Genomic DNA, 26,592 nt, shown 5'->3' on the forward strand with positions numbered 1-26,592 from the left:
AAAACTTAGGCGAGGTCGGGCGAGGGGAAGTCGACGGAGTCGCCCACGGGCTCCGCGCCGGTGCCGAAGATCCGCACCGTCTCCATCTCCGCATCGATGACGGTCGCGAGGCGCCGCACTCCCTCGCGGATGCGATCGGGGGTGGGGTAGCAATAGGACAGGCGCATGTAGCCTCGGCCCTGGCCGTCGGCGTAGAAGGCGGTGCCGGCGACGTAGGCCACGCGGGCAGTCACGGCGCGCGGCAGCATCGACTTGGCGTCGAGGCCTTCGGGGAGTTTCACCCAGACGTAGAACCCACCGTCGGGGACGTTCCACGAGGCCTCGGGGATGTGCTCCTCGAGCGCGGAGATCATCGCGTCGCGACGCTCGCGGTACTGCTCGCGGAACTTCTTGATCTGGCCCTGCCAGTCGAAGTGCTCGAGGTAGGCCCTGATGGCGAGCTGCGACGCATTTGAGGGCGACAGGATCGCGGCCTCGGAGGCGAGGACCAGCTTCTCGCGCACGGCGTGCGGCGCGACCGCCCAGCCCACGCGGTAGCCCGGCGCGAACGTCTTCGAGAAAGACCCCAGGTAGATGACGCCCTCCTCGCTCATGGAGCGCATGGCGGGAAGCGGCTCTGAGTCGAAGCCCAGCAACCCGTAGGGGTTGTCCTCGAGGATGAGCACACCGTGGCGCTGGCAGATCTCGACCACCTGCGGGCGACGCTCCATGGTGAGGGTCACGCCACCCGGGTTGTGGAAGTTGGGCACCGTGTAGAGGAACTTCACGCGCTTGCCTGCCGCGGCCAACTCACCGAGGGTGCGATCCAGGGCCACGGGGATCAGGCCGTCCGCGTCCATGGGCACGTGCACCACGTCCGCCTCGTGCGCCCGGAAGACCCCCAGGGCTCCCACGTACGACGGAGCCTCGGCGACCACCACGTCACCGGGGTCGAGGAACACGGTCGACACCAGATCAAGGGCTTGCTGAGACCCGGTGGTGACCACCACATCGTCCGGATGCGCCGAGATGCCCTCGAGGGCCATCACCTGGGTGATTTGCTCGCGCAGGCCCTCGTCTCCCTGGCCCGAGCCGTACTGGAGCGCGACCTCGCCCTGCTCGACGATGAGCCGCTGCGCCATCGCGCCCAGCTCCTCGAGAGGGAGGCCGCCGATGTAGGGCATGCCGCCGGCGAGCGAGACCACCTCGGGCCGGCTCGCGACGGAGAAGAGAGCTCGGATTTCGGACGCGCGCATGCGGTGTGCGCGGGCGGCGTAGGAATCGAACCAAGGGTCGAGTCGCGTGCCGTGGCTGTCCGAGGTGCTCATGGGGGTCATCTTTCCATGCCGGACGGAGACCAGAATGCGAAAAGCCGGGGCCGACTGGCCCCGGCTTCGCGCGTGTGGTGCAGGTGCGTCCTAGGCGAGCGCCTCGTCGAACAGCTCGGTGAGGGCCGGCTTGGGACGCGCGCCCACCACGGACTTCACGACCTCGCCGTCCTTGAAGAACGCCATCGTGGGGATGGAGGTGACGCCGTAGGCCATCGCGAGCGACGGATTCGCGTCGGTGTCGACCTTCACGACCTTGAGCTTGCCCGCGTACTCCGCGGCGAGCTCGTCGAGGATGGGAGCGACCGCGCGGCACGGGCCGCACCAGGTGGCCCAGAAGTCCACGACGACCGGGACGGATGACTCGATGACCTCGGCCTTGAAGGAGTCCTCGGTCGCGTTGACGGGCTCGGCGGGCAGCGCGGCGGCGGGAGACTCCTCGGGCGCGGAGACCTCGGCGACGTCGGTGGCCTCGGCATCGGCAAGCGAGTCCAGGTAGTGCTGGGCATCGAGCGCGGCCGAGCAGCCCGATCCGGCGGCCGTGATGGCCTGGCGGTAGCGGTTATCGACCAGGTCGCCGCACGCGAACACGCCGTCGACGTTGGTCGCGGTGGTGCGACCGATCACCTGCACGTAACCCTCGGCGTCCGTGTCGATCACGCCGGTGACGAGCTCGGAGCGCGGGATGTGGCCGATGGCGACGAACATGCCCGTCGCGGGGATCGTGGACTCGACGCCGGTGACGTTGTCGCGCACCTGGACGCCGGAGAGCTTGGCGTCGCCCTCGAGGCCGATGACGTCCGCGTTCCACACGAACTCGATCTTCGGGTCGTTCTTCGCGCGGTCGGCCATGATCTTCGAGGCACGCAGCTCGTCACGGCGGTGCACGATAGTCACCTTCGAGGCGAAGCGGGTAAGGAACGTGGCCTCCTCCATCGCGGAGTCGCCGCCGCCGATGACCACGACCTCCTGGTCGCGGAAGAAGAACCCATCGCACGTCGCACACCAGGACACACCCTGGCCCGACAGGCGCTTTTCGTCGTCCAGCCCCAGCTCGCGGTATGCCGAGCCCGTGGCGAGGATGACGGCCTTGCCGGTGAAGGTCTGGCCCAGGCCCGTCGTGACGGACTTGAGGGGCCCCTCGAGGCTCATCTCGGTGACATCGTCAAAAAGAATCTCGGCACCAAAGCGCTCGGCCTGGCCCTGCAGGGTCTCCATGAGCTCGGGGCCCTGAATGCCCTCCACGAAGCCGGGGAAGTTCTCGACCTCGGTCGTGTTCATGAGCGCGCCACCGGCGGTCACGGAACCGGCGACCACGAGCGGGTTCAGGCCCGCACGGGCGGCATAGATGGCGGCGGTGTAACCGGCGGGGCCGGATCCAACAATGATGACGTTGCGAGTGTCGCTCACGGGGGGTTCCTTCAGGAGGGTTTCAGATGCGGGTGAGTACCCGGGTGCGTAACAGATCGTAGGGGCCGCTTGTTCCGCGCTTCAACACGCGTCGCGGCCCGCACGCATTAGCCCTCGTTGTCGCCCGATGGCGACGGCGAGGGAGAGAAGGTGAACTCGGGGTAGGCAGGGGACGGGGAAGACGGCACGAAGCCCTCGGGGCGGGTGATCGTCGTCAGGGTGCTGAAGGCCACGATGGCGATGACAATGATCGCGACCACGGCGAGCCCCAGGATGAGAGGGCCGGCATTGAACGGCGCGGGACGGTTGGCTCGCTCGCGCGCACGCTCGAGCGCGTCGGTGAGTGGCTGGGACTGCGGCCACCAGCGGTGCAGCCGCTCCAGCAGGATCTGCCACAGCCCGCCACTACGCCTCGCATGCTGATCCGCGACGATCTCGTCCAGCATCTCGAGCGGCGCATCCTTGACGTGCGGGGTGACCGTCTCGGTCGCGCCCGTCATAGGGGCGGCCGATGCCGTGGCTGGCTCCGCGGGCACCTCCAGCTCGGACTCGGCCGGGCTGGGCGCCGAGGGGCTGACAACAGAGGTTGGGGTTGGCGGCGTCGCCGGGGAGACCGGCGTCGCAGGGGTCGCTAGCACTGCGGGGGTCGCCGGCACCTCGGGGGACGGCGCGCTGGGGACGGAGGCTGGCGTAGGCCGCGGCTGAGACGACGCGGCTCGCAGCGCCCGGGCGTCGGGCGGCCCCATGGTGCGCGAAATCTCGGCCAGGGTGGCGGGCGGATCTCCCGCGATGACGGCCATGACGAGGGACGTGCCCGCGGAACCGAGGCCCTCGGGGACGCGATCCGCTGTCAGCAGCGCGGCATCTGCCCCCGTGACGGCCTGGGCATAGATGCGAGCCAGCGCCGCGGCATCGTCCTTCTCGCGCTCGCCGGCTTTGAGGCCCGCCTCCGCGGCAACCGCACCGTCGATGCCCAGCCCCGTGACAAGAACGCGGCCGCCGGGAGTGACTGTCAGCGCCTCTGCCCGCAGGTAGCCGTGGTGGACGCGCTCGGCGGCGGCGACCTCGAGTGCGCGTGCGGCCTCTCCGACCAGGGTCGCGGCGGCCGCGGGAGCGACCGGGCCCTTGGAAAGCAGGGACGCGCTCGTGGAGCCGCGGGGGCGCTCCGTCACGATGTAGGTGGCGGTGCCATCGTCGTCGCGGTGGACGCCGGAGGACAGCACCCGAGGCAGCCGTGCGTCGCGCACCTTGGCGGTGGACGCTGCGACGCGGCGCGCCCGCTCGGCCGCCGCAGACGTCACGACGTCGAGGTTGACTCGCTGCGCCAGGCGCGTGTCCTCAGCGACCCACCGCTCGATCCCCGGCAGATCGTGGAGCACGGGGTGCAGCAGCGTGAAGCGGCGACCAATCGTCGTCCCTGCGAGCACCGTGCCGAACCCCCTTGGTAGTGCGAGTGAAGAAACCTCATCCTATGTCGCGCCGCGGACATCGGGGACCGGAGTGTGGTCAGCGACGGAAGCGGGCGGGGAGACGTCTGGCGAAGGGCGCCAGCAGAGCGTCGAGTTCCTCCGCCTTGAGGAGCTTCATCACGACGATGTACACGGCGAGCATCACCACGCCCGCGCCCACCGTCCAGCCGGCGGCCACGAAGAACCCCGGCCAGCCGGACAGGTCCGCGACGTCTGGCGCGAGCTTCAGCAGCAACCACCCGGTCACTCCGGCCACCAGCGCGCCCACCAGGGCCTTGACGTGCAGGGTGAGGACCCGCCGGCCGTCGAGCCCGCCCAGGCGCCGGCGCAGTCCGCCCGCGCGCAGAATCATGCCGGTGTAGTTGGAGGCCGCGAGACCCAGGCCCACACCCACGGTCCACCAGCGGGGCTCGGCGAGCGCCTGCACCAAGTACGCGGTGCCGACCCAGGCGATGGTCATGGGGATCTGCATGAAGAAGATCGCGCGGGCATCCTCGAGGGCGAAGTACAGGCGCTTGAACAGCACCGTCGCGCCGAGCGGCACCAGGCCAAGGGTCATCGCGATCATGATCGCGGAGATGGACTGGACCTCGGCGAGCGTCGCCGTCGGCAGCGCGATACGCACCAGGTATTGCGAGACGACGATCATCGCCACCGTCGCGAAGACGGTGAACGCTCCCGCCGAGCGCAGTCCCTGGGACAGGTCCGCGCGCAGCCCCTCCATGTTGCGCACCGCGGCGTGACGCGCCATCGCGGTGTACATGGCCGTCACCAATGAGATGGTGACGAGCGAGTGGGGCACGATGTACAGCGACAGCGCCTGGAAGTACGCCATGTTTCCGGCGATGGACGTGTCGATGCGGCCATCGGGAAGCACCTGCGCCGCGGCCGCGACCTGCGTGACGAGCGCGACGCCGATCTGCTCGAGCACCACGGCGGCGAGCGACCACGCGGCGATGGTGCCGATGCCCGACAGTTCGCCCTTGGGTCCGCGCCACTGCCATCGCCAGTGATAGCCGCCGCGCACCAGCGGGACAAGCAGGATCAGCGCCTGGGCCGCAATGCCGAGGGTCGCGAAGCCACCGATGAGGGCAATCCGATCGGGCGTCCACAGGTCGGCGACCGCGGTGAGATCCTCGCCGCCCGGGCCCGGCGCGACGTAGCGTCCGAACAGAGCCAAGAACGCGGCCAGGCCCACGATCGCGACCACATTGTTGAGCACGGGCGCCCACATGAACGGGCCAAACTGCTCACGCGCATTGAGGACCTGCCCCAGCAGCGTGTACAGGCAGTAGAAGAACAGCTGCGGGATGCACCAGTACGAAAACGCGACGGCGAGCGCGGTGAGCTCCGGCGGCCAATCGTTCGTGTACAGCTCGACCCATACCGGCGCGAGCAGCGTCGCGACGATCGTCACCACCAGGGAGATGACGGTGCCGAGGGTGAGGATGCGGTCGACGGTGCGCTTGCCGCCCTCGCGCTGGAAGGCGCGCACGATTTGCGGCACCAGCACCGCGTTGAGCACGCCCGCGGCCAGGATCGCGAACATCGCGTTGGGCAGTCGGTTGGCGATGTCGTAGGCGTTCGCCGCAGCGGCCGTCGCGCCGATCGCGGCGACAAGCATGGCGTTGCGCACGAATCCGAGCGCGCGGGAGACCGCCGTGCCGGAGGCCATGATCGCGGTGTTGCGCGTGATGGAACGGCGCGGGCGGCCACCCAGCGTCTTGTCGCGGTCGTCGGCGCCCTGAGCCGCGTCGTCAGCGCCCGTCTCAGCCATCCTTGCCGTCCTTGTGGTCTGCCGCGGCGCCGTCATGCGCCACCGCGTCCTCGGTGGCGCCGTCCTCTTCGTGGCCCGGGTCGGCGGTCGGATCGATGGTCGCCTGCGACGGAGCCAGGCGGGTGTCCTTGCGGCCGCGGCGGATGGTGCGGATCACGCCGGCGATGAGCAGCAGCACCAGCAACGCCGTGAAGATGGCCGCGCCGGCCGTGCCCCAGTCGGCGCGCACACGAATATCGAAGGTCTGCAGTGGAGAGATCGCCTCGCCGTCGGCGCTTTCAAGACCCACGACCACCGTGACGTTCGCGGTCGAGACGGCGGAGACCGGGACCAGCGTCGTCGCCTCCAGCCCCGCCCCCACGGACACGGTCGGCGAGTCCTCGACGATGAGGTTCGGCGAGTTGCTGTCCATCTCGACCACGACGGACACGTCGCGATCGAGCCCGTTCATGACGGTGATGGGCACATCTCCCGAGTCGGCGAGGAGGTTGAGGTCGGAACCCTCCGCGATCGTGACCGCCCCGAGCGTCGCATCGGCCCCCGCCAGTGCCGTCGTGAAGGCGCCCTCCCTGAGGGCCGATGCCGTACGGCCCTGGGTAGTCACGCCGGCTACCAGGCCGGCTGCCCACTCGTCCATGGCATCGGCCGGTCTGTCGACGATGGTCGACAAGGTGGTGAGGTTGTCGTAGTGACTCACCAGACGTTCCACGTCGTCGGCCGCGAGGTCCGCATCCTCGCCCGCCGTCTGGGGAAGCGAGGCCTCCGCGATGTCCGTCGACGCCGCAAGGTCCGTCATCGAGATGGGCGTCACCCAGGGGGCGTCCAGGAGGGTCTCGATGAGGTGCGACATGCGTCCCGTGACAGCGCCGTCGCCGCCCACCGACACCAGCACCTGGTCGTCGCTGAGCGCGGAGGCGGCCAGGAGTGCGCCTTCGACGGCGGGGTCGGCCGAGGCCGCCGCGATGATCTCCGTGAGCACGCGGTCGGGAGAGACGATGGGGAGGTCGGAGTCGCCGGTGACACTGACGGTGCCCTCGAGCGCGTCGGCCCCCAGGGTGCCTGGCACCACCAGCGACGCCAGAGCCCCGGCCTGTTCCGCGAGGGCGACCGACGCGTCGTCGGCGACCGGCAGCGGCGCCAGCAGCGGCATGGATCCGGTCGTCAGGACCGTCGAGGAGCTCGGTCGGTTGACCGCGAAGTCGTAGAGTTCGCCGCCGCCCCCGTGGGCAAGGGACGTGAGGTCGGGGCCTCCCGCGGGAAGGCGGAGAACCTCGCGCTCGAGGAGGCCGGCGTCGAAGACCATCGCGTTGGTGAGCACGGTGGGGTCGACCGCGACGGCGACGCCGTCGAGCGCCGTGTCCTCGAGTGTCGAGGCGACGTCGAGCGCGGTGCCTTCTGCCAGCGCGAGGACGGCGACGTCGACGCCGGGTACCTCGGCATCGGCCCACGTGATGGCCACGGCGGCCACCTGAACGGAGCCGTCGGGGGACTCGAGTGAGATCTCTACGCCGTAGACCCCCCACTCGTCCTCGGGCAGTCCCAGGTCGGCGGCATCGGCCTCGACGGACATCGATGCCGCGGCGCTGGGCTCGAGCGTGATGCCGGGAAGTGCTTCTTCCTCGGCCTCGTCGGTGGTGCTGTCGTCGGTGGTCTCTTCTGCCGTGTCTTGGTCCGCGTCGGGATCGGCCTCGGGTGCCCGTGCCACCTCGGTGGTGGCGGCATCCGTGGGGTCGTCGAGGAAGGCCGCGAGGTCGTCGGTCGACTCCAGCGGTGCGTCCGTGAGGGACAGCGTTACCTGGACGCCTTCGAGCGGCTCGTCGCCGGTATTGCGGGCGGTGACGGAGGCGGCGATGGTGCCCGAGCCGCTCAGGACGGCCGGTGACAGGCTGCGCAGCTGGCCCGTGAGGCCGGCCTCATCGGTGGTGACGGTGGCGGCTCCTGCGGCTCCTGCGGCTCCTGCAGCGCCTGCAGCGACCACGCCGAGCGCGAGGCAGGCGGCGGTGGCGGCCCTCAGGGTCCGGATCACGGCTCGATCGCGAGCAGGTCGACGGCTACCTGTGCCATCTTGCGCTCGTTGGGGAACGCGAGACGCTGGCACAGGTCGGATACGGCGATCCACTCCGCCACCTCCGCCTCGTGATCCGGATCATTCTCTGTCGTGATGCGCCCGCCCTTGGCCTCGAGCAGGTAGTGGTGCACCACCTTGTGGACTCGGCGGTCGTCGCCGGTGAACCAGTAGTCGATCACGCCGATGGGGCGGATGATCTCCGCGTTGATACCGGTCTCTTCCGCAACCTCGCGGATCGCGGCTTCCTCGGGCGTCTCCTTGCCCTCGATGTGACCCTTGGGAAGGCACCATTCGAGCTTTCCTGCGCGGTTGCGGCGACCGATGCACGCGGCAAACGCCGTGCCGTCGACCACCGTGATCGCGATGCCGCCAGCGGAGGTCTCGTTCGACACCGGCAGTTGCGCCGCCCGATGTGCCGCGTTGTCCCGTCGGCGCCGCAGCGCCGAGCCGCCGGGAGGCGGCGGCGCCGGGATGGGGCGCGGAACGGGCGGGCGAGACATGCGCCAACTCTAACGAGCCCCGCCGTCGGCTCGGCGCAGCGGCACCCGGGGGCGGGGCACCCGCAACGGGATCTGGGACCATAGATGCTGTGACAACCCCCGACCTTCCCTCGCTCGACGTGCTGCGCCAGCGTGCGGGCATCCTGTGGGACGCCCTGCCGCCCGAGATTCTGGACCTCGCGGCCCGTTTCGACGCCGCCGGCCACGAGCTGGCGCTCGTCGGCGGTCCCGTGCGCGATGCCTTCCTGGGACGGTCGAGCTCCGACATGGATCTCACCACCTCCGCGCGACCCGACGAGACCGAGCGCATCCTCAAGGGATGGACCTCGTCGACCTGGGATGTGGGCCGCGACTTCGGCACCATCGGTGGTCGTAAGAAGGACCTCATGGTGGAGGTCACCACGTACCGGGCAGACGAGTACGACGGCGAGACCCGCAAGCCGGTGGTGGCGTTCGGGGACTCGCTCGAGGGCGACCTCGCCCGGCGCGACTTCACCATCAACGCGATGGCCGTGCGGCTGCCGTCCAAGGAACTCGTGGACCTCCACGGCGGCCTCGAGGATCTCGCGGGGGGCCTGCTTCGCACCCCCATCGAGCCCGATGTGTCCTTCGCAGACGACCCCCTGCGCATGATGCGTGCGGCCCGCTTCGCCTCGCAGTTGCGGCTCGAGATCGAACCGGCGACCTTCGCGGCGATGGCACGCATGGCTGAGCGCATCACGATCGTGTCGGCCGAGCGGGTGCGCGACGAGCTGTGCAAACTGCTGGTGGGCGCCGATCCGCGTGCGGGGCTCGGAGCCCTGGTGGACGCAGGTCTCGCGTCATACGTGTTGCCAGAGCTTCCCGCCCTCAAGCTCGAGGTCGACGAGCACCACCATCACAAGGACGTCTACGAGCACACCCTCACCGTGGTGGACCAGGCGATCGCGCTCGAGACCGGACCGGACGGCGCCGTGCCGGGGCCCGATCTCACGCTGCGCCTGGCGGCGCTGCTGCACGACATCGGCAAGCCGCCCACCAAGCGCAACGAGCCCGGCGGGGGCGTCTCGTTCCACCACCACGAGGTGGTGGGCGCGAAGATGACCCGCAAGCGGCTGAAGGACCTGCGCTTCGACAAGGACACCATCAAGGCCGTCACCCATCTGGTGGAGATGCACTTGCGCTTCCACGGCTACGCCGACGCGCGCTGGTCGGATTCCGCGGTGCGCCGCTACGTGACCGATGCCGGCGAGCAGCTAGAGCGGCTCCACCGCCTCACGCGCGCGGATGTCACCACTCGCAACCGTCGCAAGGCCGACCGGCTGTCATTTGCCTACGACGACCTGGAGCACCGTATCGCCGAACTGCGCGAGCAGGAGGAGATCGACGCGATCCGCCCGGACCTGGATGGCAACCAGATTCAGGAAATCCTCGGTATCGGCCCCGGCCGCGAGATCGGCATGGCCTACAAGTTCCTGCTCGAGCTGCGCATGGAGCACGGGCCGCTGGGCGAGGAGCGCGCGGCCGAGCACCTGCGCGAGTGGTGGGCGTCCCGCTAGCGTGGGCCCATGCTGACCGTCTTCCTCGCGCCCACGGTGGTCGCCGCGCTCGCCGGCGTGGTGTGTCTTGTCCTGGTGATGCGTGGCGGTGATCGGGCCGTTGCGGTGGTGCGGCGATACCCGCTCGCGCTCGTGACGTGGCTGATCGCCGGCCCTTTCGCAGCGGCGGCGGCCTTCGGCATCCTTGTGCTCAGCCAGTACGACGACGGCACGACCTCCGACGACGTGTCGTTCCTGCTTGTCCTGGGCCTCCTCGCCGTCCTGTGTGTCGCGGTGATCGTGTGGGGACACATCATCGGCCGTGGCCGAGGCCGACGCCCGTGGCTCCTCATCGCGATCGCCTCGCCCGGCATCGTCGCCGTCCTCTACGTCATGGTGCTCACGGTGACGGCGACTCAGGTGCTGTGGAGCCTGGGGCTGTTGGTGGTCGCTGCCGGGTCGATCGCCAACGGCATCCTCGCCGTACGTGTGCATGCGGCTCGGATCGCCACGACCGCGGAGCGTCAGGCGCCGATCGACGCCGCCTGACGCGGAGCCCGCGCGTACACGAGCGCCACCGCGCCGTAAGTGAGGGCCACCACCAGCATCAGCGTGCGCGAGTAGCCGTCGTCCGGAAGCGTGAGCCCGCCGATGACTGCCGCGCCCACGAACGCCACGTTGTAGACCATGTCGTAGAGGGTGAACGCGCGTCCGCGGTATTCGTCGACAGTGTCGCGCTGCACGATCGTGTCGACGGCGATCTTCCCGCCTTGGACGGCGAAAGACACGATCACGGCGGCCGCCAGCAGCGCCCACGGCGCACTCGACACGGCGAGCAGCAACTGACCGCCCGCCCCCACGCCCAGGCACCACAGGATCCAGGTCTGGCGTTCCACGCGCGCCCCCAGCATCGGGGTGAGCACCGCGGCGAGGCCGAAGCCCACGGCTGCGAACCCCACCACCAGGCTGAAGTCGCCGAGCGCCTGCTCGGGGCGATCGGGGTCGCCCAACACCGAGCGCGAGATCAGGATCGACGCAACGAACATCAGCCCGTACAGCAGCCGCTGCGCGGACATCACGCCCAGGGCGTGGAACGGCGTGACTCGCCGGCGCAGGTACCTTGCGCCGTCCACCAGCTCGGTCACCAGCGCGCGCAGGCGCTCGCCCACCTCACCTGTGGCGATGGGGTGGGCGGGGCCCAGCTCGTCGCGACCCAGCAGCGTGGCCGCCCACGAGGCGGCGCCGAAGGCGATGCCAGCCCCCACCAACGCGGCAAACGCAAGTCCGGCATCGGACACCTGCGGTGCGACGAAGGTGACCACACCGCCCACCGCGCCTCCCACGGCGGCCGCGATGGTGCCGAGGGTGGGCAGGACCGCGTTCGCCGTGAGCAGCTCGTCGGCGGGCACCACACGGGGGAGGCCGGCGGTCATGGACGCGAGCAGGAAGCGGTTGACGGACAGCGCGAGCAGCGCCAGCACGTAGAGCGACCACACCGGGCCATCGAGCAGGAGCGCCGCCACGATGGTGGTGACGAGCACGAGCCGCACCAGGTTGCCGAACAGCAGGATTCTTTGTCGCTTCCAGCGGTCGATCAGGGGACCGACGAACGGCCCGACCACGGTGAACGGAGCAAGCAGGATCGCGAAGCCGGTCGCGATGGCCTCGGGGCTCGTCGCGGTCGTCGGGTCGAAGAAGAACGCCGCCGCGATGCCCACCTGGAACATGCCGTCGCCGCCTTGGGATAGCAGCCGCTGGTAGGTCAGCCGGCGAAACCCAGACGAGTGCCACAGCGAGCGCACGTCGGAGGCGAGGGACACGCGGCAAGCCTAGGGCCAGGCGGCGCGTCCATGGATGGCCCCACGCCCGCCCGCTACTGTGACTCACGGTGCGACGTCGCGCCGCCACGTGTTCCGACAGGGGGTCTCCATGGGTTTCGCCGATGCCGTCCGCTCAGGTTTCGCCAATTTCGCCACCTTCGAGGGCCGTGCGCGCCGCTCTGAGTTCTGGTGGTTCTACCTCTTCTTGACGCTCGCGGCGTTTGGCGGCGGCTTGATCGTGATGATCGTCGCGTTCGTCACTATCGTTCCCGGCTCGCGCGAAGGCCAGGATCCGTCCGGGCTCGCCGTGGGCATCTACCTGGTCGCCGTTGGCCTGTGGCTGATTGCCATGCTGGTCCTGTACATCCCCATGCTCGCGGTGTGGGCGCGACGTCTGCACGATATGGGCCAGACGGGCCACTGGCTATGGCTTTCGCTTGTCGGCGTCGGGATCGTGCCGCTCATCATGGCCTTCTTCGACTCCGAGGCACGGCCAAACCGCTGGGGTCCGGACCCCAAGGCTCACCTGCATCCTGCGGCCCCGCCCTACGCCGCCTAGGCATTCCCGATTTCCCGTGCGGCGAACGCCGCGTGCAATCGGGCGCGGGGCGCGGCATGGTGGAGGGATGACTACTCCACAGCGCATCGCCATTGTCGGCGGCCACGGCAAGGTGGCCCTTCAGCTCATCCCGATCCTCGTGGGGCGCGGTAAGCACGTGGTCCCGCTCGCCCGCAGCGAGGAGCAGCTCCTCGAGCTCGCCGCCATGGGCGCGCACCCGCGCCGGCTGGACATCGAGAACGCGTCGGCCGAGGACTTCGCGGCCGCGTTCGAGGGCTGCGACGCCGTGGTTTTCGCGGCAGGCGGCGGCCCCGACGGCGACATCGAGCGCAAGCGCACGGTGGACCTCGAGGGCTCGACCAAGTCGATCGAGGGTGCTCAGAAGGCGGGCATCTCGCGGTTTGTCCAGGTCAGCGCGATCGGCGTCGACAACCCCCTGCCCGAGGACACCGAGCCGGTGTGGAAGGCCTACGTCGAGGCCAAGCGCGACGCCGACACGGCCCTGCGTGACTCCGGGCTCGACTGGACCATCCTTCGCCCCGGCGGACTCACCGACGACGCCCCCACGGGACTCGTCACGCTCGCACCCGAGGTCGAGCGCTCGTCCGTGCCGCGCGCGGACGTGGCTCACGTGATCGCCGACAGCCTGGACCAGCCCACGAGCATCGGCCAGCAGTGGGAGCTCATCAGCGGCGAGACCCCCATCGTGCGAGCACTCCGGCCCGCCGCGGAGGGCTAGGCCCAGCACCCGGACACACCACGAGGCCCGGGTCACCCCCACACTGGGTGATCCGGGCCTCGTGTCATGCATGGGCCGTGTCGAGCTGGCCCTTCCGGGGACTTACCTTGTTGCGCTTAGCGCTCGACCTCGCCGGCGATGAAGGCCTCGAGTTGCGCGCGGCCCTTGGTGTCTTCCATCTGGACCGGGGGCGACTTCATGAAGTACGTCGCGGCGGACAGGATGGGGCCGCCGATGCCGCGGTCCTTGGCGATCTTCGCGGCGCGCACGGCGTCGATGATGATGCCGGCCGAGTTGGGCGAGTCCCACACCTCGAGCTTGTACTCGAGGTTCAGAGGAACCTCACCGAAGGCCGAGCCCTCGAGGCGCACGTACGCCCACTTGCGGTCGTCGAGCCAGGCGACGTAGTCCGAGGGGCCGATGTGCACGTCGCGGCCGTCCTTGATGCCGCCCAGGGGGCCGGACAGGTTGGAGGTCACGGCCTGCGTCTTCGAGACCTTCTTGGACTCCAGGCGCTCACGCTCGAGCATGTTCTTGAAGTCCATGTTGCCGCCGACGTTCAGCTGGTAGGTGCGGTCCAGGCGCACGCCGCGGTCCTCGAACAGCTTCGCCATCACGCGGTGAGTGATGGTCGCGCCCACCTGGGACTTGATGTCGTCGCCAACGATCGGGACGCCGGCGTCCTCGAACTTCTTAGCCCACTCGGGGTCGGAGGCGATGAACACGGGCAGGGCGTTGACGAAGGCCACGCCCGCGTCGATCGCGCACTGCGCGTAGTACTTGGCGGCCTCTTCGGAGCCCACGGGGAGGTAGCAGACCAGGACGTCGGCCTCGGTGTCCTTGAGGACCTGAACCACGTCAACGGGGGCCTCGTCCGACTCGACGATGGTCTGGCGGTAGTACTTGCCCAGGCCGTCGAGGGTCACGCCGCGCTGCACCTGGATGTCCGTCTTGGGGACGTCGCAGATGGTGATGGTGTTGTTCTCGGAGGCCATGGTGGCCTCGACGAGTTCCTTGCCGACCTTCAGCGAGTCCACGTCGAACGCGGCCACGAACTCGATGTCAGAGACGTGGTAGTCGCCAAACTGGACGTGCATGAGGCCGGGGACGGTCTCGGTGGCGGGGGTGTTCTTGTAGAACTCCACGCCCTGAATCAGCGAGGTGGCGCAGTTGCCCACGCCGACGATCGCGACACGCAGTGAAGCCATGCTTGATCTCTCCTTAGTTGTCATCCGCGGATGCGGTGTGGTGGTCTCCGCGGGATGCGGATCGTTCGTTTTCGATGAGCTTGTCCAGCCACTCGACCTCGCGCTCCACACGCTCCAGGCCGTGACGCTGCAGCTCGGCCGTATACGCGTCGTGGCGGTCGCGAACGCGGGCGAGGCCCTGCGAGATCTCTTCGATGCGTTCCGACATGCGCGAGCGGCGCCCCTCCAGGATGCGCAACCGCGTGGCCGAATCGGTCTTGGTGAACAGGGCGAAGCGCACGTCGAAGGTCTCGTCGTCCCAGGCAGATGCCGTGGAGGACGCGAGCTCGTCCTCGAGCCTGGCCTTGCCGGTGTCCGTCAGGCGGTAGGCGATGCGCGAGCGGCGCGAGCCGGTGGCGCGCCCCGCGTCCTCGGACTCGCCCACGATCAGCCCGGCGGCGACCATGCGCTTGAGGCAGGGGTACAGGCTGCCGTAGCTGAGAGCCCGGAAAGGTCCCAGCTCGCCGCCCAGACGCTTGCGGATCTGATACCCGTGCAGCGGCTGTTCCGCGAGCATGCCGAGGATCGCGAGCGACAAGACGTCGGTCTTCGCCATGCACTCCTCCTGGGCTCGAGGGACGGCCGATGCCGTGGCCGGGTGGGTGGGCCTACCTCCGGTAGGCATCGGTTCACCATAGCAGCGCGTTGTATCGTTGCGATACATCGCGCCGCGTGTCTCGGGACCGGACGCGGTCACGAATCGCCGCTCTCGCGCGTTGGAGAGCGTGATCGGTGCGCCGCGCTGCGCGCGCACCGCCTGTCCGTGCCGCCTACTGCCTAGGGTTGACTCTGTGACCGACTCCTCGAAGACGCCTCCGCGCCGCTCGACGCGCCCGACCACGGGCACGCAGCCGCAGCGCCCCACGACGGGCGTCCAGCGCACCGCCGACGGCAAGCCTGCCAGCGGGCTGCCGCAGTGGAGCTCGACGGGCGTCCACGCGACCACGGGAGCGAAGGGCGCCAAGGCGACCACGGCATCGGCCGCTACCAAGAGTGCCGGTGGCAAGGGCGGCTCCGGCGGTGGCAAGGGCGGCAAGGGTGGCGAGAAGGAGCCGCTGGGATGGAAGGGGTGGCTCAAGCGCATCAGCCTATGGATCCTGCTCCTGATCCTCGCGGTCACCATCGTGGGCATCGTCGCCCTCGTCATCGCGTACATGCGCCTCGAGATTCCCGAGCCCGACGACTTCGCGCAGGCCCAGTCCTCCGTCTTCTATTACGCGGACGCAGAGACGGAGCTCGGGCGCCTGGGTGTCGCGGACCGCGAGTCCGTGGGCATCGAAACGCTGCCCGACTACGTGCCGCAGGCCTTCGTCGCGGCCGAGGACCGCACCTTCTACACGAACCCCGGCATCAACATCCCCGGCATGGTCAAGGCGCTGTGGGACACCATCGTGCTGAACGACCCGCGCGGCGGCTCCTCCATTACGCAGCAGTACGTGGAGCGCTACTACGTGGGTGAGACCACCACCTCGATCCCGGGCAAGATCAACGAGACGCTGATGGCGCTCAAGATCGACCAGGAACAGTCCAAGGACGAGGTGCTCGAGAACTACCTCAACACCATCTACCTGGGACGCGGCGCCTACGGCATCGAGGCCGCTGCACGCGAGTACTACGGCAAGAACGCGGCAGACCTCGAGCTCTCCGAGGCCGCCATGCTCGCCGGCCTGGTGCCCGCGCCCAGCGCCTGGGACCCGCGCGTGGACCACGACCAGGCCGAGTTCCGGTGGAACTACGTGCTCGACGGCATGGTGGACGCCGAGTTCATCACGCAGGACGAGCGCGATGCCGAGACGACCTTCCCCGAGCCCATCGAATACTCCAACCAGGACGTCTTCGCGGGCACCGAGGGCTACCTGCTCCAGACGGCGCTCGACGAGGTCGAGTCAGAGACGGGCATCTCACGCGACGACATCGAGTCGCAGGGCTACCGCGTCATCACGACCATCATCCCCTCCCACCAGGAGGCGGCCGAGGCCGCCGTGGCCGATATGCCCGACGACCACGCCGACAACCTGCAGGTGGGCGCCATCACGATCGAGGCCGACACCGGTGCGATCACGTCGATGTATGGCGGCGCCGACTACCTCGCTCGCCAGCGCAACGCCGTGACCCAGGACGTCGCACAGGCCGGCTCGACGTTCAAGCCGTTTGCGCTGGTGGCGGGCCTCGAGCGCGGCATCGGCCTCGAGAGCCGCTACCTGGGCAACAACGCCATGGAGTTCCCCGGCTTCGATGCGCCGGTGCGCAACTTTGGCGGTCAAAGCTACGGGTACGTTGACCTCGTCGAGGCTACGCAGAAGTCGATCAACACCGCTTATGTGGGGCTCAACGAAGACGTCACGCCTCAGGCCACGATGGAGACGGCGATCCGTGCTGGGCTGCCCGAGGACACGCTGGGCCTGGAGGCCAACCTGTCCAACGTGCTGGGAAGCGCCTCTCCGCACGCCATCGACATGGCCTCCGCCTACGCGACCTTCGCGACCGGCGGCGTGAGCACCTCGCCGCACATCATCGCCGCGGTGCGTGACGCCGAGGGCGAGACGGTGTTTGAGGCTGAGACCGAGGGCGAGCGCGTGTTCAGCGAGGACGTGATGGCTGACACCACGTACGCGATGCAGCAGGTGATCGAGCTGGGTTCGGGCCGCACCGCGTCTGAGCTGGGCCGCCCACTGGCCGGCAAGACCGGAACGTCGAACGACAACCGTTCCGCGTGGTTCGTGGCGTTCTCCCCGCAGATCGTGGGCGCCGTAACGCTCTACCAGGTGGGCGAGGACGGATCCGCGGAGCAGATCACCGCGTTCGGCGGCTATTCGCAGATCACCGGATCGACCGTGCCTGCCGACGTGTGGACGGCGATGATGGGTCCCATCCTCGAGGACTACGAGGTCGAGGAATTCCCCGAGCGCGCCGACGTGGGCGAGACCCAGAACGCATGGACCCCCGCGCCCGAGCCGAGCGAGACCGCGTCCGAGACGCCCTCGCCTTCTCCCGAGCCGACGACGGAGACGCCGGAGCCGGAGCCGACGACGGAGACGCCGGAGCCGGAGCCGACGACGGAGACGCCGGAGCCGGAGCCGACGACGGAGACGCCGGAGCCGGAGCCGACGACGGAGACGCCCGACCCCGAGCCGACTGAAACGGCCGACGCGGGCGGCGGCGGTGGTGGCGGTGGCACGGACACCGAGGGCGAGGCCCTCGAGGACCCCGAGCTGCCGTAGCCGCGCGGCCTTAGCGCCTGAGGGCCCGCTTGGCCTTCAGCGCCCACACGAGCGACAGGTAGCGCAGGCGCCTCACCGGAAGGTCCCATGCGGGGTCGACCTCGACCACATCGCCGAACTGCTCCTTGAACTCTCGCACGCCCATCAGGGTCGGCGCGCGGTCCGAGCCCACTCCCATGAGGTCGTACTGGGTGACGCCCTCCGCCTTGAGGCGAGTGAAGATCTCCCACTTGAGGCGGATCGCCGCGTTGCAGTCGCGCGCCTCCCTATTGCCCGCGGCATACGTGTCGCAGCCGGCGTTGTCGTAGACGGTGGACAGCACCCACGAGATGGCACGGCCGGGGCGCAGGTCGCCCTCGGGACCGGTGTCGTGACGGCGCGCGACCCACAGGCGCACGTGCTCGCCGAGCCCCTCGAGCATGTCGAGATAGGTCGACGCTGGGTAGATCCCGAACCCGTCGCGCTCGGCGGTCTCGCGGTAGATCTCGTAGAGCTCCTCGAACTGCTCGGGGGTGCAGTCAGACTCCTCGGTCACCGTCATGTCGGTGTCCTTGAGCGTGCGCCGGGTCTTGTACCGACCGCGCTTGGAGAACGACGCGAGGATGTCGTCCTCGTCGCGCGTGAGGTCGATTACCACCGTGCGGTCGTAGGTGATGGTCTGCAGCAGTTCGCGTAGGTCGTCGGCCTCGTCGTGAGCATCGAGCCTGATAAACACCGCCCACGGCGCCTCGCGGCGCACGTAGGCCGCCAGCGCCCGGCGCAGCGTCTTGGCGCGTGAGGCGGTCTCCTCGGCGATCCAGATGGGCCCGTGGCGCGCCCACAGGTACCGGAATCCGCGCCCCTCGTAGCGGGTCAGCGAGATGACAGCGACGGCCTCGCCGTCGGCGCGCACCACCAGGCGCCGCCAATGCTCGCGACCCTCGACCCGCTCGTCGTAGGCGTCCCACGCCGGACCCTGCTCGATGGGCACGGGACGGCCGGACTGCCGGGCGAGCTCAAGGAACTCGTCCGTGGGGACGGGGGCGACGGACAGCGCTGCACTCACGCCGACAAGGGTAACGGCGTGAGGGCGGCCGATGCCGTGGCGGGGCCGCGCGACCCCCGCACTTTCGTACGGGTCGGGCTAGAAGCCCGACTCCGTCGGGCGCGGGTAATGCTGCAGATACTTCGTCACCAGGCGAGCGTCGAGAGCGGCGACGTAGGCACGGCGGGCGAGTGTCGCATCGGCCGCATACTTCAGTGGATGCTGGACGCCGTGGGCCTTCCTGGCGGAGTCGACCTTGGCGCGCAGGGTCGCGTCCGGGAGGTAGCGGCGCAGCATGGGCCACGGCACCACGGAGTACAGGACGGACTCGGGAGGCAGTGCGGAGCCCTCGTGGGCGGGGGTCTGCACGTGGCCGGGCAGGAGGTCGCGGGCCATGACCTCGGCGACGTTGACGCCCGAGGCGGTCACGTAGAAGTTATTGCGGCCGATACGGGGGTTGACCTCGAAGAACACCTTCTCGCCCGTGACGGACGAGACCTTGTAATCGAAGTTCGCGAAGCCGGTGTAGTCGGCGGCGTCGAGGAACCGGCGGGCGGCGTCAAAGGCTTCCGAGTCGATCCCCGTGAGGATCGCGGCGGGGATGCCCAGGGTGCCGGGAGTGTGCTCCTCGAGCAGCACCTGGCCGCCGGCGAGCAGCGTGACCTCACCGGCGCTCGAGCGGTAGGCGGTGAGCGAGCGCATGTGGGTCTCGTCGCCAGGCACCAACTCCTGCAGCAGGAACTCGCTGGGATAGTCGCGCGCGTCGAGGTGGTCGAGCACCTCGCGCACCTCGTCGACGCTGGTGAGGTGGTGGATCTTCTGCTTGTCGGGGAACTCGACGTCGTACCAATCGGCGCTCGAGGACGGCTTGCCGATCAGCGGGAAGGTGAGCTCGAGCTCCTCGATGCGCGCGATGGCGGCGGCCGGGGTGACGGCGCCCTGTTCCGGCTGCGCCGGCGTGAAGCCCACCGGGATGGTCATTGGCGTGCGGATGCCCACCTGGTCGCACAGCGCCGCGAACGCGGTCTTCGAGGACACGCGGTCGAAGGCCTCGAGGTCGCACAGCGGCACCAGCCAGCGCTCGTCGAGTTCGGCGCGGTGCTGGGCGATGACCCGCACCGTCCAGTCGAGGTTGGTGAAGAGGACCAGCTCGTGGTCGGGGTGCTCCGCGGCGAGCCCGTTGAGGCGCGCGACGAGCGCGGCCGGCTCGTCCATGCGGGGCTCATGGAGCCATTCGGCCAGCGTGGAGCGCTTCATGAAGGTGGTCTCGACGCGGCTCATGACCTTCACGGTCCAGCCAAAGCGCTCGTGGGCGGCACGCAGGAACGCGTACACGCCGATGTCGCCGCCGAGCCCGACGACCATGACCGGCTTGGTTCTCACGCTGCCTCCTCGTGTCCGGCGGCCAGTCTACGAGGGCGGCGGCGCCTGGCGGCATGTTCTAGCCCGATCGGTTTGGCCCACAGCTGTGGCCCGTGTGCACCCATGGTGCACGGGATGTTGCCCCGGGAGTCACTCCGGTCACACGAGCCACATGCGTGGGCCAAACCGATTCTGATTGCGCCCGGCCCCGTACCGTCCACCACACACCTGGGGCGCGTGTGATGGGTGTGACGGGAGTGGAACCTCACGTGCCCCAGGGGTTTCATGCGTCACCGCTGTGTGTTGGGCGGTAAGCGGCGGGAAACCGGCCTGGCGCTCATGCGGGCGCACGGGGTATCCTTGAGGGCCGCTCGTGTGGGCACCACCCGGTGACCACCGCGCGGCAGCATCAACCCTCCTGCCATGGAACGTCCATGGCCGCTTAAGTCCAGAGGAGGTGGGTTACTCGATGCGTCAGTACGAAATGATGGTCATCCTCGATCCCGAGGTGGACGAGCGCACGGTTGCACCGTCGCTTGAGAAGTACCTGAACGTGGTCACGACCGACAAGGGCACCGTCGACAACGTCGACGTCTGGGGCCGTCGTCGCCTGGCCTACCCGATCAAGAAGAAGAGCGACGGCATCTACGTCGTCATCAACTTCACCGCGGAGTCCGCGACGGCCAAGGAGCTGGACCGCCAGCTGGGCCTGAACGAGACGATTCTGCGCACCAAGCTGCTGCGTCCCGACGCCAAGTAGCACTGATCCCGACCGCAACCAATTTCTTAGACGAGACCTAGGGGAATACACATGGCAGGCGAGACTCCGATCACCATCGTGGGCAATCTGACCGGCGACCCGGAACTGCGATTCATCCAGTCCGGCGCGGCGGTGGCCAACTTCACGGTGGCGTCCACCCCCCGCACGTTCGACCGTCAGTCGAACGAGTGGAAGGACGGGGACACCCTGTTCATGCGCTGCTCCCTGTGGCGCGAGGCCGCGGAGAACGTGGCCGAGTCGCTCACCAAGGGCATGCGGGTCATCGTGACCGGCCGCCTGGTGCAGCGCTCGTTTGAGTCAAACGGCGAGAAGCGCTCGGTTGTCGAGCTGCAGGTCGATGAGGTCGGCCCCTCGCTGCGTTACGCCACCGCCAAGGTGAACCGTACGCAGCGTCAGGGTGGCGGCAACTTCGGCGGCGGCAACAACAACGGCGGCGGCTTCGGCGGCGGTGGTTTTGGTGGCGGTTCGGCTCCGGCTGGTGGCTCGAACAGCGACCCGTGGGCCTCGGCCCCGGCGTCCGACGAGCCCCCGTTCTAAACACTTCATTTCCACTTTTCAGGAGCAACAAGAATGGCTAAGCACGACATCCGCAAGCCGCGGAAGAAGGTGAACCCGCTCAAGGCGACCAAGGTCGACAAGATCGACTACAAGGACACCGCCCTGCTGCGTAAGTTCATCTCGGACCGCGGAAAGATCCGCTCGCGCCGCGTGACCGGCGTGTCCGTCCAGGAGCAGCGCGAGATCGCGCGCGCGATCAAGGTCGCCCGCGAGATGGCCCTTCTCCCCTACGCCGGCTCCGGCCGCTGATCGGGGGTAAGAAGATGGCCAAGCTCATCCTGACCCACGAGGTCGCAGGCCTCGGCATCGCCGGTGACGTCGTTGACGTCAAGGACGGCTACGCGCGCAACTACCTCGTTCCCCGCAAGCTGGCGACCCCCTGGTCGGCCGGCGCGGAGAAGCAGATCGAGGCGATGCGTAAGGCGCAGCGCGCCAAGGAGATCGCGTCCGTCGAGGAGGCCCAGGCCGCTCGCGACTCGCTGCAGTCCGCCCCCGTCAAGGTGGCTGTGACTGCTGGCAAGTCCGGCCGTCTCTTCGGTTCGGTCACGCCGGCGGACATCGCCGACGCGATCGGTGAGCGCGCGAAGGTCGACAAGCGTCGCGTCCACATCGGCCAGCCCATCAAGGCGCTGGGCGAGTACGCGGTGCAGATCTCGCTGCACGATGACATCTCCGCGACCGTCACCGTCCAGGTGGTCGCCGCGAAGTAAGCGTCCTGCGACGCTCGCAAGGGCCCGGTTCCGACACTTGGCGGCGCCGGGCCCTTGTGCGTCGAGGGGGGAAAATCTGTGGACAACGGGCCGATGCGACACGCCGGTGGGCGACACGCCGAGGACTTTATGCGGGGTTCTGTCCACAGCCTCGTTGGCATCAACATCGCTGGTAAATAGTAGATGGTTGGACAAAGTCAGGCACTATCCACATTCCTGTCCACAGTCGTTCTCGGGCTTTATACACAGGTCTTCCACGTGTGAGGTCCAGTTGTCCACCGGTTCCTCCACGGGCGGGTCGACCCCGGGTTTGTGTCGCCCGCGCGGGGGCCTTATCTTGACGTGTCCCCCCGCGCCTGAGCCGACGATGTCACAGGGGCGAGGCAAGGTAGACAACACGGCCCACCACGGGGCCACACGGCCAGGAAGGGAGCGGCGCGCAGATGTCGATCGACGAGCTTGAGGCAAGTTACGGTGACGAGCCGCGCACGTTCGACCGCCTGCCCCCGCAGAACCTCGAGGCCGAGCAGTCGGTGATCGGCTCCATGCTGCTGTCGAAGGACGCGATGGCGGACGTCATCGAGATGATCCGCTCCGACGATTTCTACAAGCCCGCGCACGAGAAGATCTTCGATGTCGCGGTGAAGCTCTACAACGGCGGCGACCCGGTCGACGCCCTCACCGTTGGCGCCGAGCTCCAGCGCACCGGTGAGCTCGCCCGCATCGGCGGCGCCGAGTATCTCCACACCCTGATCTCGGTGGTGCCCTCGGCAGCCTCGGCGGGCTACTACGCCAAGCTGGTGCGCGAGCAGTCGATCCTGCGCCGCCTTGTGGAGGCGGGCACGCGCATCGCGGCCATGGGCTACGACGGCGATGGTGCGGAGATCGATCTGGTGGTCGACGGCGCGCAGGCCGAGATCTTCGCGGTGACCGAGCGGCGCAACTCCGCCGACTACCTGTCGATCGGCGACGTGATGGAGGCCACGCTCGAGCAGATCGATGCGTCCTCGTCGCGCGACGGGTCCATGTTGGGCGTCCCCACGGGCTTCACGCAGCTGGACGAGCTCACGGGTGGTCTGCAGGCGGGACAGATGGTCGTCATCGCGGCGCGTCCCGCGATCGGTAAGTCGACGCTGGGTCTCGACATCGCCCGCTCGGCCGCCATTCACCACAACAAGGCGGCGGTGATCTTCTCGCTCGAAATGAGCCGCGAGGAAATCACCAAGCGCATGCTGTCGGCCGAGGCCTCGGTGAAGCTGTCGCGCCTGACCAAGGGCCCCATGGGACCCAACGACTGGGAGCGCCTCGCGCAGACCGCAGCTCAGATCGCGAAGGCGCCGCTGTACATCGATGACTCCCCCAACATGACGCTCATGGAGATTCGCGCCAAGTGCCGCCGCCTCAAGCAGCAGCACGACCTCCAGCTGGTGGTGCTCGACTACCTGCAGCTGATGAGCTCGGGCCGCAAGGTCGAGTCACGTCAGCAGGAGGTGTCCGAGTTCTCGCGTGCGCTCAAGTTGCTGGCGAAGGAGATCGAGGTGCCGGTCATCGCGATCTCGCAGCTGAACCGTGGCTCGGAACAGCGTGGCGACAAGAAGCCCATGCTCTCGGACATGCGAGAGTCCGGCGCGATCGAGCAGGACGCCGACATCGTCATCCTGCTCCACCGCGAGGACGCCTACGACCGCGACAACCGCCCAGGTGAGGCCGATTTCATCGTCGCCAAGCACCGCGCGGGTCCCACCGACTCCATCGCCGTGGCCTTCAAGAAGGACTACGCCCACTTCACGGACATGGCGCCCGATATGTAGGTGCCGCGCGTTCCGGGAGTGCGCCGTGCGGTGCGTACCGGGTCAGGCCCGCGGTGGTGCGGTCGACTCCCGCTCGACGAGCTCGAGCGGCACGATGACGTCGGGGATGGCATGCAGGTGGGTCGACCCGATCTGGCTGAGCACCATGCGCACCAGCTCGCGCCCCATCTGGGGGAAGTCCTGGCGGATCGTGGTGAGTGGCGGCACCGAGTAGCGGCTGAGCGAGATGCCGTCGAAGCCCATCACGGAGATGTCGTCCGGCACGGTGAGGCCGGCGGCGTGCAGCGCAAGCATCACGCCGAAGGCCATCTCGTCGTTCGCGCACATCACCGCCGTCACGGAGGAGTTGGCGGCGAGGGCGCGGCCGGCGGCATAGCCGGACTCGGGGGTCCAGTCGCCGATGAGCGGCGCATGAATCTCCGCTCCCCTCTCCGCCAGCGCCGTGCGCCAGCCCGCGGTACGCAGGCGTGCGGGCTCAGAATCTGCCGGCCCCGCGACCAGATGCACGGTGGCGTGCCCCAGGCTTAACAGGTAGGCGGTCGCGCTGCGGGCGCCGTCGTACTCGTCGCTGACCACACGCGGGTAGCGGCCGTGGGCGCGGGAGTCGGAGACCACCACGGGCATGGTGGGTGGCAATGCGAGCGGGTCGCCAGCGCCACCCTCGGCTCGCATCACGATGATGCCGTCGACGGTCTGGTGCTGCAGGCGCTTGGCGGCGGGCTCCCACTCGGCCGACGTGGTGTCGTGGGCGCTCAGCAGCGTCACCGAGTAGTCCTCGGCCTCCGCGGCGCGCAGGATGGCGTCCGTGGTCAGCGCCTCACCGGTGCGGTCAAAGCGACGGGCGAGCAATCCGATGGAGCCGTACCGCCCGTCGCGCAGCGCTCGAGCCGCGCGGTTGGGCGAATAGCCCAGCTGTTCCATGGCGCGCAAAACCTTGTCGCGCGTCTCGGGCCGGACCACCTCCGCCCCGGTCGACACTCGTGAGACCGTTTGCGCGGAGACTCCGGCGAGACGTGCGACATCGCCGATCGACGGGCCTCGTTTGACCCCGCCGCGTGCCTCGATGCGCGCCATGGAGGGATTGTAGGGGTATCGCGATGATTCGCGCGATGTTCACGTTCCCATCGCCGAATGTGAACGTTCTAACGGCCTGGAATGCCTTTACCTGATCGTGATGTGGCGCGTGTTCCGTCCGCACCGCCGCCGCGCTATGTTTACCTAAACAACCCCGTGGGGAGCGCAGCCGGACAGTGACGTCGGCCCGCAGCGCCCGTCGCCGATGACGGCCCATCCGATCGGGGATGTTCGTCCCGGTGAGCGTTCGACGTGGTGCGCTCGTGTGTCCGGGCATGACCCGACCAGAAGGGTGGTCAATGATGACCAAGTTTCGTAAAGGACTCACTTTCGCCGCGGCCGCGACTCTCGCGTTCTCTCTGACCGCCTGCTCGAGCGACGACGGCACGGAGGGTGCTGAGGGCACCGACGGCGGCTCGGGAGAGGCCGCAGCGGCCGGCGACAACTCGCTGACCGTGTGGGCCTGGGACCCGGCGTTCAACATCTTCGCGATGGAGGAGGCGGAGAAGGTGTACCAGGAGGAGCACCCCGACTTCACCCTGGACATCCAGGAAGTGACGTGGGAGGACCTGCAGCCTCGCCTCACGACCCTCGCGCAGTCGCAGGAGTTCGGTGAGCTGCCCGACATCTTCCTCATGCAGAACAACGCCTTCCAGAAGAACGCGCTGAACTACCCCGACCTCTTCACCCCCATCACCGACTCGGGCATCGCATTCGACGAGTTCCCCGAGGGCGTGACCGCCTACTCGGTCATCGACGGCGAGAATTATGGAGTGCCGTTCGACGCAGGAACGGCCATCAGTGCCCTGCGCACGGATATTCTCGAGGAGGCCGGCCTGACGGTCGACGACTTCACCGACATCACCTGGGACGAGTACATCGCTCTGGGCGAGCAGGTGCTCGAGGCCACCGGCAAGCCCATGCTCTCGGGCATCGCGGGCGAGCCCGACACGATCCTGATGATGCTGCAGTCGGCCGGCCAGAGCCTCTTCGACGCCGAGGGCAACCCCACCATCACCGACAACGAGGCGCTCTCGTCGGCCATCGACATTTACTCCCAGATGGTCGAGAAGGGCATCTACCTCGAGGTCAACTCGTGGGACGAGTACATTGGCTCGCTGGTCAACGGCAACGTGGCAGGCACCATCAACGGCATCTGGATCTCGGGCTCGCTGCAGACCGCCGAGGACCAGGCCGGCAACTGGGGCGTGACCAACCTGCCCATCGTCGACGGTGTCGACGGAGCGACTCACTACTCCGCCAACGGTGGATCCTCGTGGGCCGTCAGCTCCAACGCCAACGTCGAACTCGCCACGGACTTCCTGGCCTCGACCTTCGCCGGCTCGACCGAGCTGTACGACACCATCCTGCCCAGCGCGGGTGCGGTCGCGAACTGGCTGCCTGCCGGTGACTCGGACGTCTACTCCGAGCCCCAGGAGTTCTACGGTGGCCAGCCCATCTACGCCGACGTGATCTCGTTCGGCGCCGAGGTTCCCGCGAACAACACGGGCGCCTACTACTACGAGGCACGTGACGCCGTGGGTGTGGCGATCACGCAGATCATGGGCGGCACCGCGCCTGCCGACGCACTCGGCGAGGCTCAGTCCACCGTCGAGTTCGCGATGAACTAACACCACC

23 protein-coding genes are annotated in these 26,592 nt (G+C 68.6%); 11 read left to right on the plus strand and 12 right to left on the minus strand.

All coding sequences use genetic code 11. The annotated features are described in order from the left end of the window. Positions 1–5 precede the first annotated feature (5 nt). The 6 genes from B7K20_RS02340 to B7K20_RS02365 form a co-directional block, all read right to left on the minus strand. Complete coding sequence (locus B7K20_RS02340; RefSeq protein WP_084099919.1) at positions 6–1,316, minus strand: PLP-dependent aminotransferase family protein; 1,311 nt, start codon at positions 1,314–1,316, stop codon at positions 6–8. Positions 1,317–1,397: 81 nt separating this feature from the next. Then, complete coding sequence (trxB, locus tag B7K20_RS02345) at positions 1,398–2,732, minus strand: thioredoxin-disulfide reductase (RefSeq protein WP_371327857.1); 1,335 nt, start codon at positions 2,730–2,732, stop codon at positions 1,398–1,400. Between the two features lie 92 nt (positions 2,733–2,824). Then, positions 2,825–4,144 carry a hypothetical protein gene (locus B7K20_RS02350; protein WP_084099921.1) on the minus strand — a complete coding sequence of 440 codons (1,320 nt, stop codon included), beginning with the start codon at positions 4,142–4,144 and terminating at the stop codon, positions 2,825–2,827. Between the two features lie 79 nt (positions 4,145–4,223). Beyond that, positions 4,224–5,963, minus strand: a complete 1,740-nt coding sequence (gene murJ / locus B7K20_RS02355) for a murein biosynthesis integral membrane protein MurJ (RefSeq protein ID WP_159449299.1) — start codon at positions 5,961–5,963, stop codon at positions 4,224–4,226. Next, the gene (locus B7K20_RS02360) at positions 5,956–7,989 is read right to left on the minus strand and encodes a DUF6049 family protein (RefSeq protein ID WP_084099923.1); all 2,034 of its coding nucleotides are present in this window, start codon (positions 7,987–7,989) and stop codon (positions 5,956–5,958) included. The genes murJ and B7K20_RS02360 overlap by 8 nt, the downstream gene beginning before the upstream one ends. Then, positions 7,986–8,531, minus strand: coding sequence for an NUDIX hydrolase (locus B7K20_RS02365; RefSeq protein WP_084099924.1), 546 nt, complete (start codon positions 8,529–8,531; stop codon positions 7,986–7,988). The genes B7K20_RS02360 and B7K20_RS02365 overlap by 4 nt, the downstream gene beginning before the upstream one ends. A gap of 89 nt (positions 8,532–8,620) precedes the next feature. Here B7K20_RS02365 and B7K20_RS02370 point away from each other — a divergent pair, with 89 nt between their 5' ends. Both B7K20_RS02370 and B7K20_RS02375 read left to right on the plus strand, forming a co-directional pair. Next, positions 8,621–10,069 carry a CCA tRNA nucleotidyltransferase gene (locus tag B7K20_RS02370; RefSeq protein ID WP_234985674.1) on the plus strand — a complete coding sequence of 483 codons (1,449 nt, stop codon included), beginning with the start codon at positions 8,621–8,623 and terminating at the stop codon, positions 10,067–10,069. A 9-nt stretch (positions 10,070–10,078) separates the two neighbouring features. Next, positions 10,079–10,597 (plus strand): hypothetical protein, encoded by a 519-nt coding sequence (locus B7K20_RS02375; protein ID WP_084099925.1) that lies wholly within the window; start codon positions 10,079–10,081, stop codon positions 10,595–10,597. Here the strand turns inward: B7K20_RS02375 and B7K20_RS02380 are convergent. Then, positions 10,573–11,868 (minus strand): MFS transporter, encoded by a 1,296-nt coding sequence (locus tag B7K20_RS02380; protein WP_084099926.1) that lies wholly within the window; start codon positions 11,866–11,868, stop codon positions 10,573–10,575. The genes B7K20_RS02375 and B7K20_RS02380 overlap by 25 nt on opposite strands. A gap of 109 nt (positions 11,869–11,977) precedes the next feature. Between B7K20_RS02380 and B7K20_RS02385 the strand changes: the two genes are divergently transcribed. Together B7K20_RS02385 and B7K20_RS02390 are read left to right on the plus strand one after the other, a co-directional pair. Next, on the plus strand, positions 11,978–12,427 hold the full coding sequence (locus B7K20_RS02385; RefSeq protein WP_084099928.1) for a DUF805 domain-containing protein: 450 nt from the start codon (positions 11,978–11,980) through the stop codon (positions 12,425–12,427). Positions 12,428–12,494: 67 nt separating this feature from the next. Further along, positions 12,495–13,166, plus strand: a complete 672-nt coding sequence (locus tag B7K20_RS02390; protein WP_084099930.1) for an SDR family oxidoreductase — start codon at positions 12,495–12,497, stop codon at positions 13,164–13,166. A gap of 116 nt (positions 13,167–13,282) precedes the next feature. Here the strand turns inward: B7K20_RS02390 and B7K20_RS02395 are convergent, their stop codons facing one another. Continuing rightward, positions 13,283–14,374 carry an inositol-3-phosphate synthase gene (locus B7K20_RS02395; protein WP_084099932.1) on the minus strand — a complete coding sequence of 364 codons (1,092 nt, stop codon included), beginning with the start codon at positions 14,372–14,374 and terminating at the stop codon, positions 13,283–13,285. A gap of 13 nt (positions 14,375–14,387) precedes the next feature. Beyond that, on the minus strand, positions 14,388–14,969 hold the full coding sequence (locus B7K20_RS02400; RefSeq protein ID WP_084099933.1) for a PadR family transcriptional regulator: 582 nt from the start codon (positions 14,967–14,969) through the stop codon (positions 14,388–14,390). Positions 14,970–15,204: 235 nt separating this feature from the next. Between B7K20_RS02400 and B7K20_RS02405 the strand changes: the two genes are divergently transcribed. After that, entirely contained in the window at positions 15,205–17,634 is a 2,430-nt protein-coding gene (locus B7K20_RS02405; RefSeq protein WP_084099935.1) for a transglycosylase domain-containing protein, read from the plus strand. A 10-nt stretch (positions 17,635–17,644) separates the two neighbouring features. Here B7K20_RS02405 and B7K20_RS02410 read toward each other — a convergent pair whose 3' ends face one another. Together B7K20_RS02410 and B7K20_RS02415 are read right to left on the minus strand one after the other, a co-directional pair. Further along, complete coding sequence (locus tag B7K20_RS02410; RefSeq protein WP_084099937.1) at positions 17,645–18,679, minus strand: GNAT family N-acetyltransferase; 1,035 nt, start codon at positions 18,677–18,679, stop codon at positions 17,645–17,647. A 78-nt stretch (positions 18,680–18,757) separates the two neighbouring features. Beyond that, positions 18,758–20,041 carry a carboxylate--amine ligase gene (locus B7K20_RS02415; RefSeq protein WP_144018490.1) on the minus strand — a complete coding sequence of 428 codons (1,284 nt, stop codon included), beginning with the start codon at positions 20,039–20,041 and terminating at the stop codon, positions 18,758–18,760. A gap of 448 nt (positions 20,042–20,489) precedes the next feature. Between B7K20_RS02415 and rpsF the strand changes: the two genes are divergently transcribed. From rpsF to dnaB, 5 genes are all read left to right on the plus strand, one after another. Beyond that, a complete protein-coding gene (rpsF, locus tag B7K20_RS02420; protein ID WP_084100066.1) occupies positions 20,490–20,780 on the plus strand; it encodes a 30S ribosomal protein S6 in 291 nt (96 codons plus the stop codon). A 51-nt stretch (positions 20,781–20,831) separates the two neighbouring features. After that, complete coding sequence (locus B7K20_RS02425; RefSeq protein ID WP_084099941.1) at positions 20,832–21,338, plus strand: single-stranded DNA-binding protein; 507 nt, start codon at positions 20,832–20,834, stop codon at positions 21,336–21,338. Positions 21,339–21,371: 33 nt separating this feature from the next. Continuing rightward, complete coding sequence (gene rpsR / locus B7K20_RS02430) at positions 21,372–21,608, plus strand: 30S ribosomal protein S18 (protein ID WP_084099943.1); 237 nt, start codon at positions 21,372–21,374, stop codon at positions 21,606–21,608. Positions 21,609–21,622: 14 nt separating this feature from the next. After that, positions 21,623–22,069, plus strand: coding sequence for a 50S ribosomal protein L9 (gene rplI / locus B7K20_RS02435; RefSeq protein WP_084099945.1), 447 nt, complete (start codon positions 21,623–21,625; stop codon positions 22,067–22,069). A gap of 443 nt (positions 22,070–22,512) precedes the next feature. Further along, the gene (gene dnaB / locus B7K20_RS02440) at positions 22,513–23,880 is read left to right on the plus strand and encodes a replicative DNA helicase (RefSeq protein WP_144018491.1); all 1,368 of its coding nucleotides are present in this window, start codon (positions 22,513–22,515) and stop codon (positions 23,878–23,880) included. A 42-nt stretch (positions 23,881–23,922) separates the two neighbouring features. Here the strand turns inward: dnaB and B7K20_RS02445 are convergent, their stop codons facing one another. Then, on the minus strand, positions 23,923–24,954 hold the full coding sequence (locus tag B7K20_RS02445) for a LacI family DNA-binding transcriptional regulator (protein WP_084099946.1): 1,032 nt from the start codon (positions 24,952–24,954) through the stop codon (positions 23,923–23,925). Positions 24,955–25,253: 299 nt separating this feature from the next. On the opposite strand from B7K20_RS02445, the gene B7K20_RS02450 reads away from it, so the two are divergent. Beyond that, positions 25,254–26,585, plus strand: a complete 1,332-nt coding sequence (locus tag B7K20_RS02450) for an ABC transporter substrate-binding protein (protein WP_234985675.1) — start codon at positions 25,254–25,256, stop codon at positions 26,583–26,585. Positions 26,586–26,592: the final 7 nt, after the last annotated feature.

Source organism: Demequina sp. NBRC 110051 (genome assembly GCF_002090055.1).
Taxonomy (GTDB): domain Bacteria; phylum Actinomycetota; class Actinomycetes; order Actinomycetales; family Demequinaceae; genus Demequina.

What these genes read in the sequence shown, in the direction of transcription:
- B7K20_RS02425 (WP_084099941.1), top strand. Translation starts at nt 20,832, where the DNA reads ATGGCAGGCGAGACTCCGATCACCATCGTGGGCAATCTGACCGGCGAC.
- murJ (WP_159449299.1), bottom strand. Translation starts at nt 5,963, where the DNA reads ATGGCTGAGACGGGCGCTGACGACGCGGCTCAGGGCGCCGACGACCGC.
- B7K20_RS02450 (WP_234985675.1), top strand. Translation starts at nt 25,254, where the DNA reads ATGATGACCAAGTTTCGTAAAGGACTCACTTTCGCCGCGGCCGCGACT.
- B7K20_RS02390 (WP_084099930.1), top strand. Translation starts at nt 12,495, where the DNA reads ATGACTACTCCACAGCGCATCGCCATTGTCGGCGGCCACGGCAAGGTG.
- B7K20_RS02395 (WP_084099932.1), bottom strand. Translation starts at nt 14,374, where the DNA reads ATGGCTTCACTGCGTGTCGCGATCGTCGGCGTGGGCAACTGCGCCACC.
- B7K20_RS02400 (WP_084099933.1), bottom strand. Translation starts at nt 14,969, where the DNA reads ATGGCGAAGACCGACGTCTTGTCGCTCGCGATCCTCGGCATGCTCGCG.
- B7K20_RS02340 (WP_084099919.1), bottom strand. Translation starts at nt 1,316, where the DNA reads ATGACCCCCATGAGCACCTCGGACAGCCACGGCACGCGACTCGACCCT.
- dnaB (WP_144018491.1), top strand. Translation starts at nt 22,513, where the DNA reads ATGTCGATCGACGAGCTTGAGGCAAGTTACGGTGACGAGCCGCGCACG.
- rpsF (WP_084100066.1), top strand. Translation starts at nt 20,490, where the DNA reads ATGCGTCAGTACGAAATGATGGTCATCCTCGATCCCGAGGTGGACGAG.
- B7K20_RS02375 (WP_084099925.1), top strand. Translation starts at nt 10,079, where the DNA reads ATGCTGACCGTCTTCCTCGCGCCCACGGTGGTCGCCGCGCTCGCCGGC.
- B7K20_RS02445 (WP_084099946.1), bottom strand. Translation starts at nt 24,954, where the DNA reads ATGGCGCGCATCGAGGCACGCGGCGGGGTCAAACGAGGCCCGTCGATC.
- rplI (WP_084099945.1), top strand. Translation starts at nt 21,623, where the DNA reads ATGGCCAAGCTCATCCTGACCCACGAGGTCGCAGGCCTCGGCATCGCC.
- rpsR (WP_084099943.1), top strand. Translation starts at nt 21,372, where the DNA reads ATGGCTAAGCACGACATCCGCAAGCCGCGGAAGAAGGTGAACCCGCTC.
- B7K20_RS02385 (WP_084099928.1), top strand. Translation starts at nt 11,978, where the DNA reads ATGGGTTTCGCCGATGCCGTCCGCTCAGGTTTCGCCAATTTCGCCACC.
- B7K20_RS02365 (WP_084099924.1), bottom strand. Translation starts at nt 8,531, where the DNA reads ATGTCTCGCCCGCCCGTTCCGCGCCCCATCCCGGCGCCGCCGCCTCCC.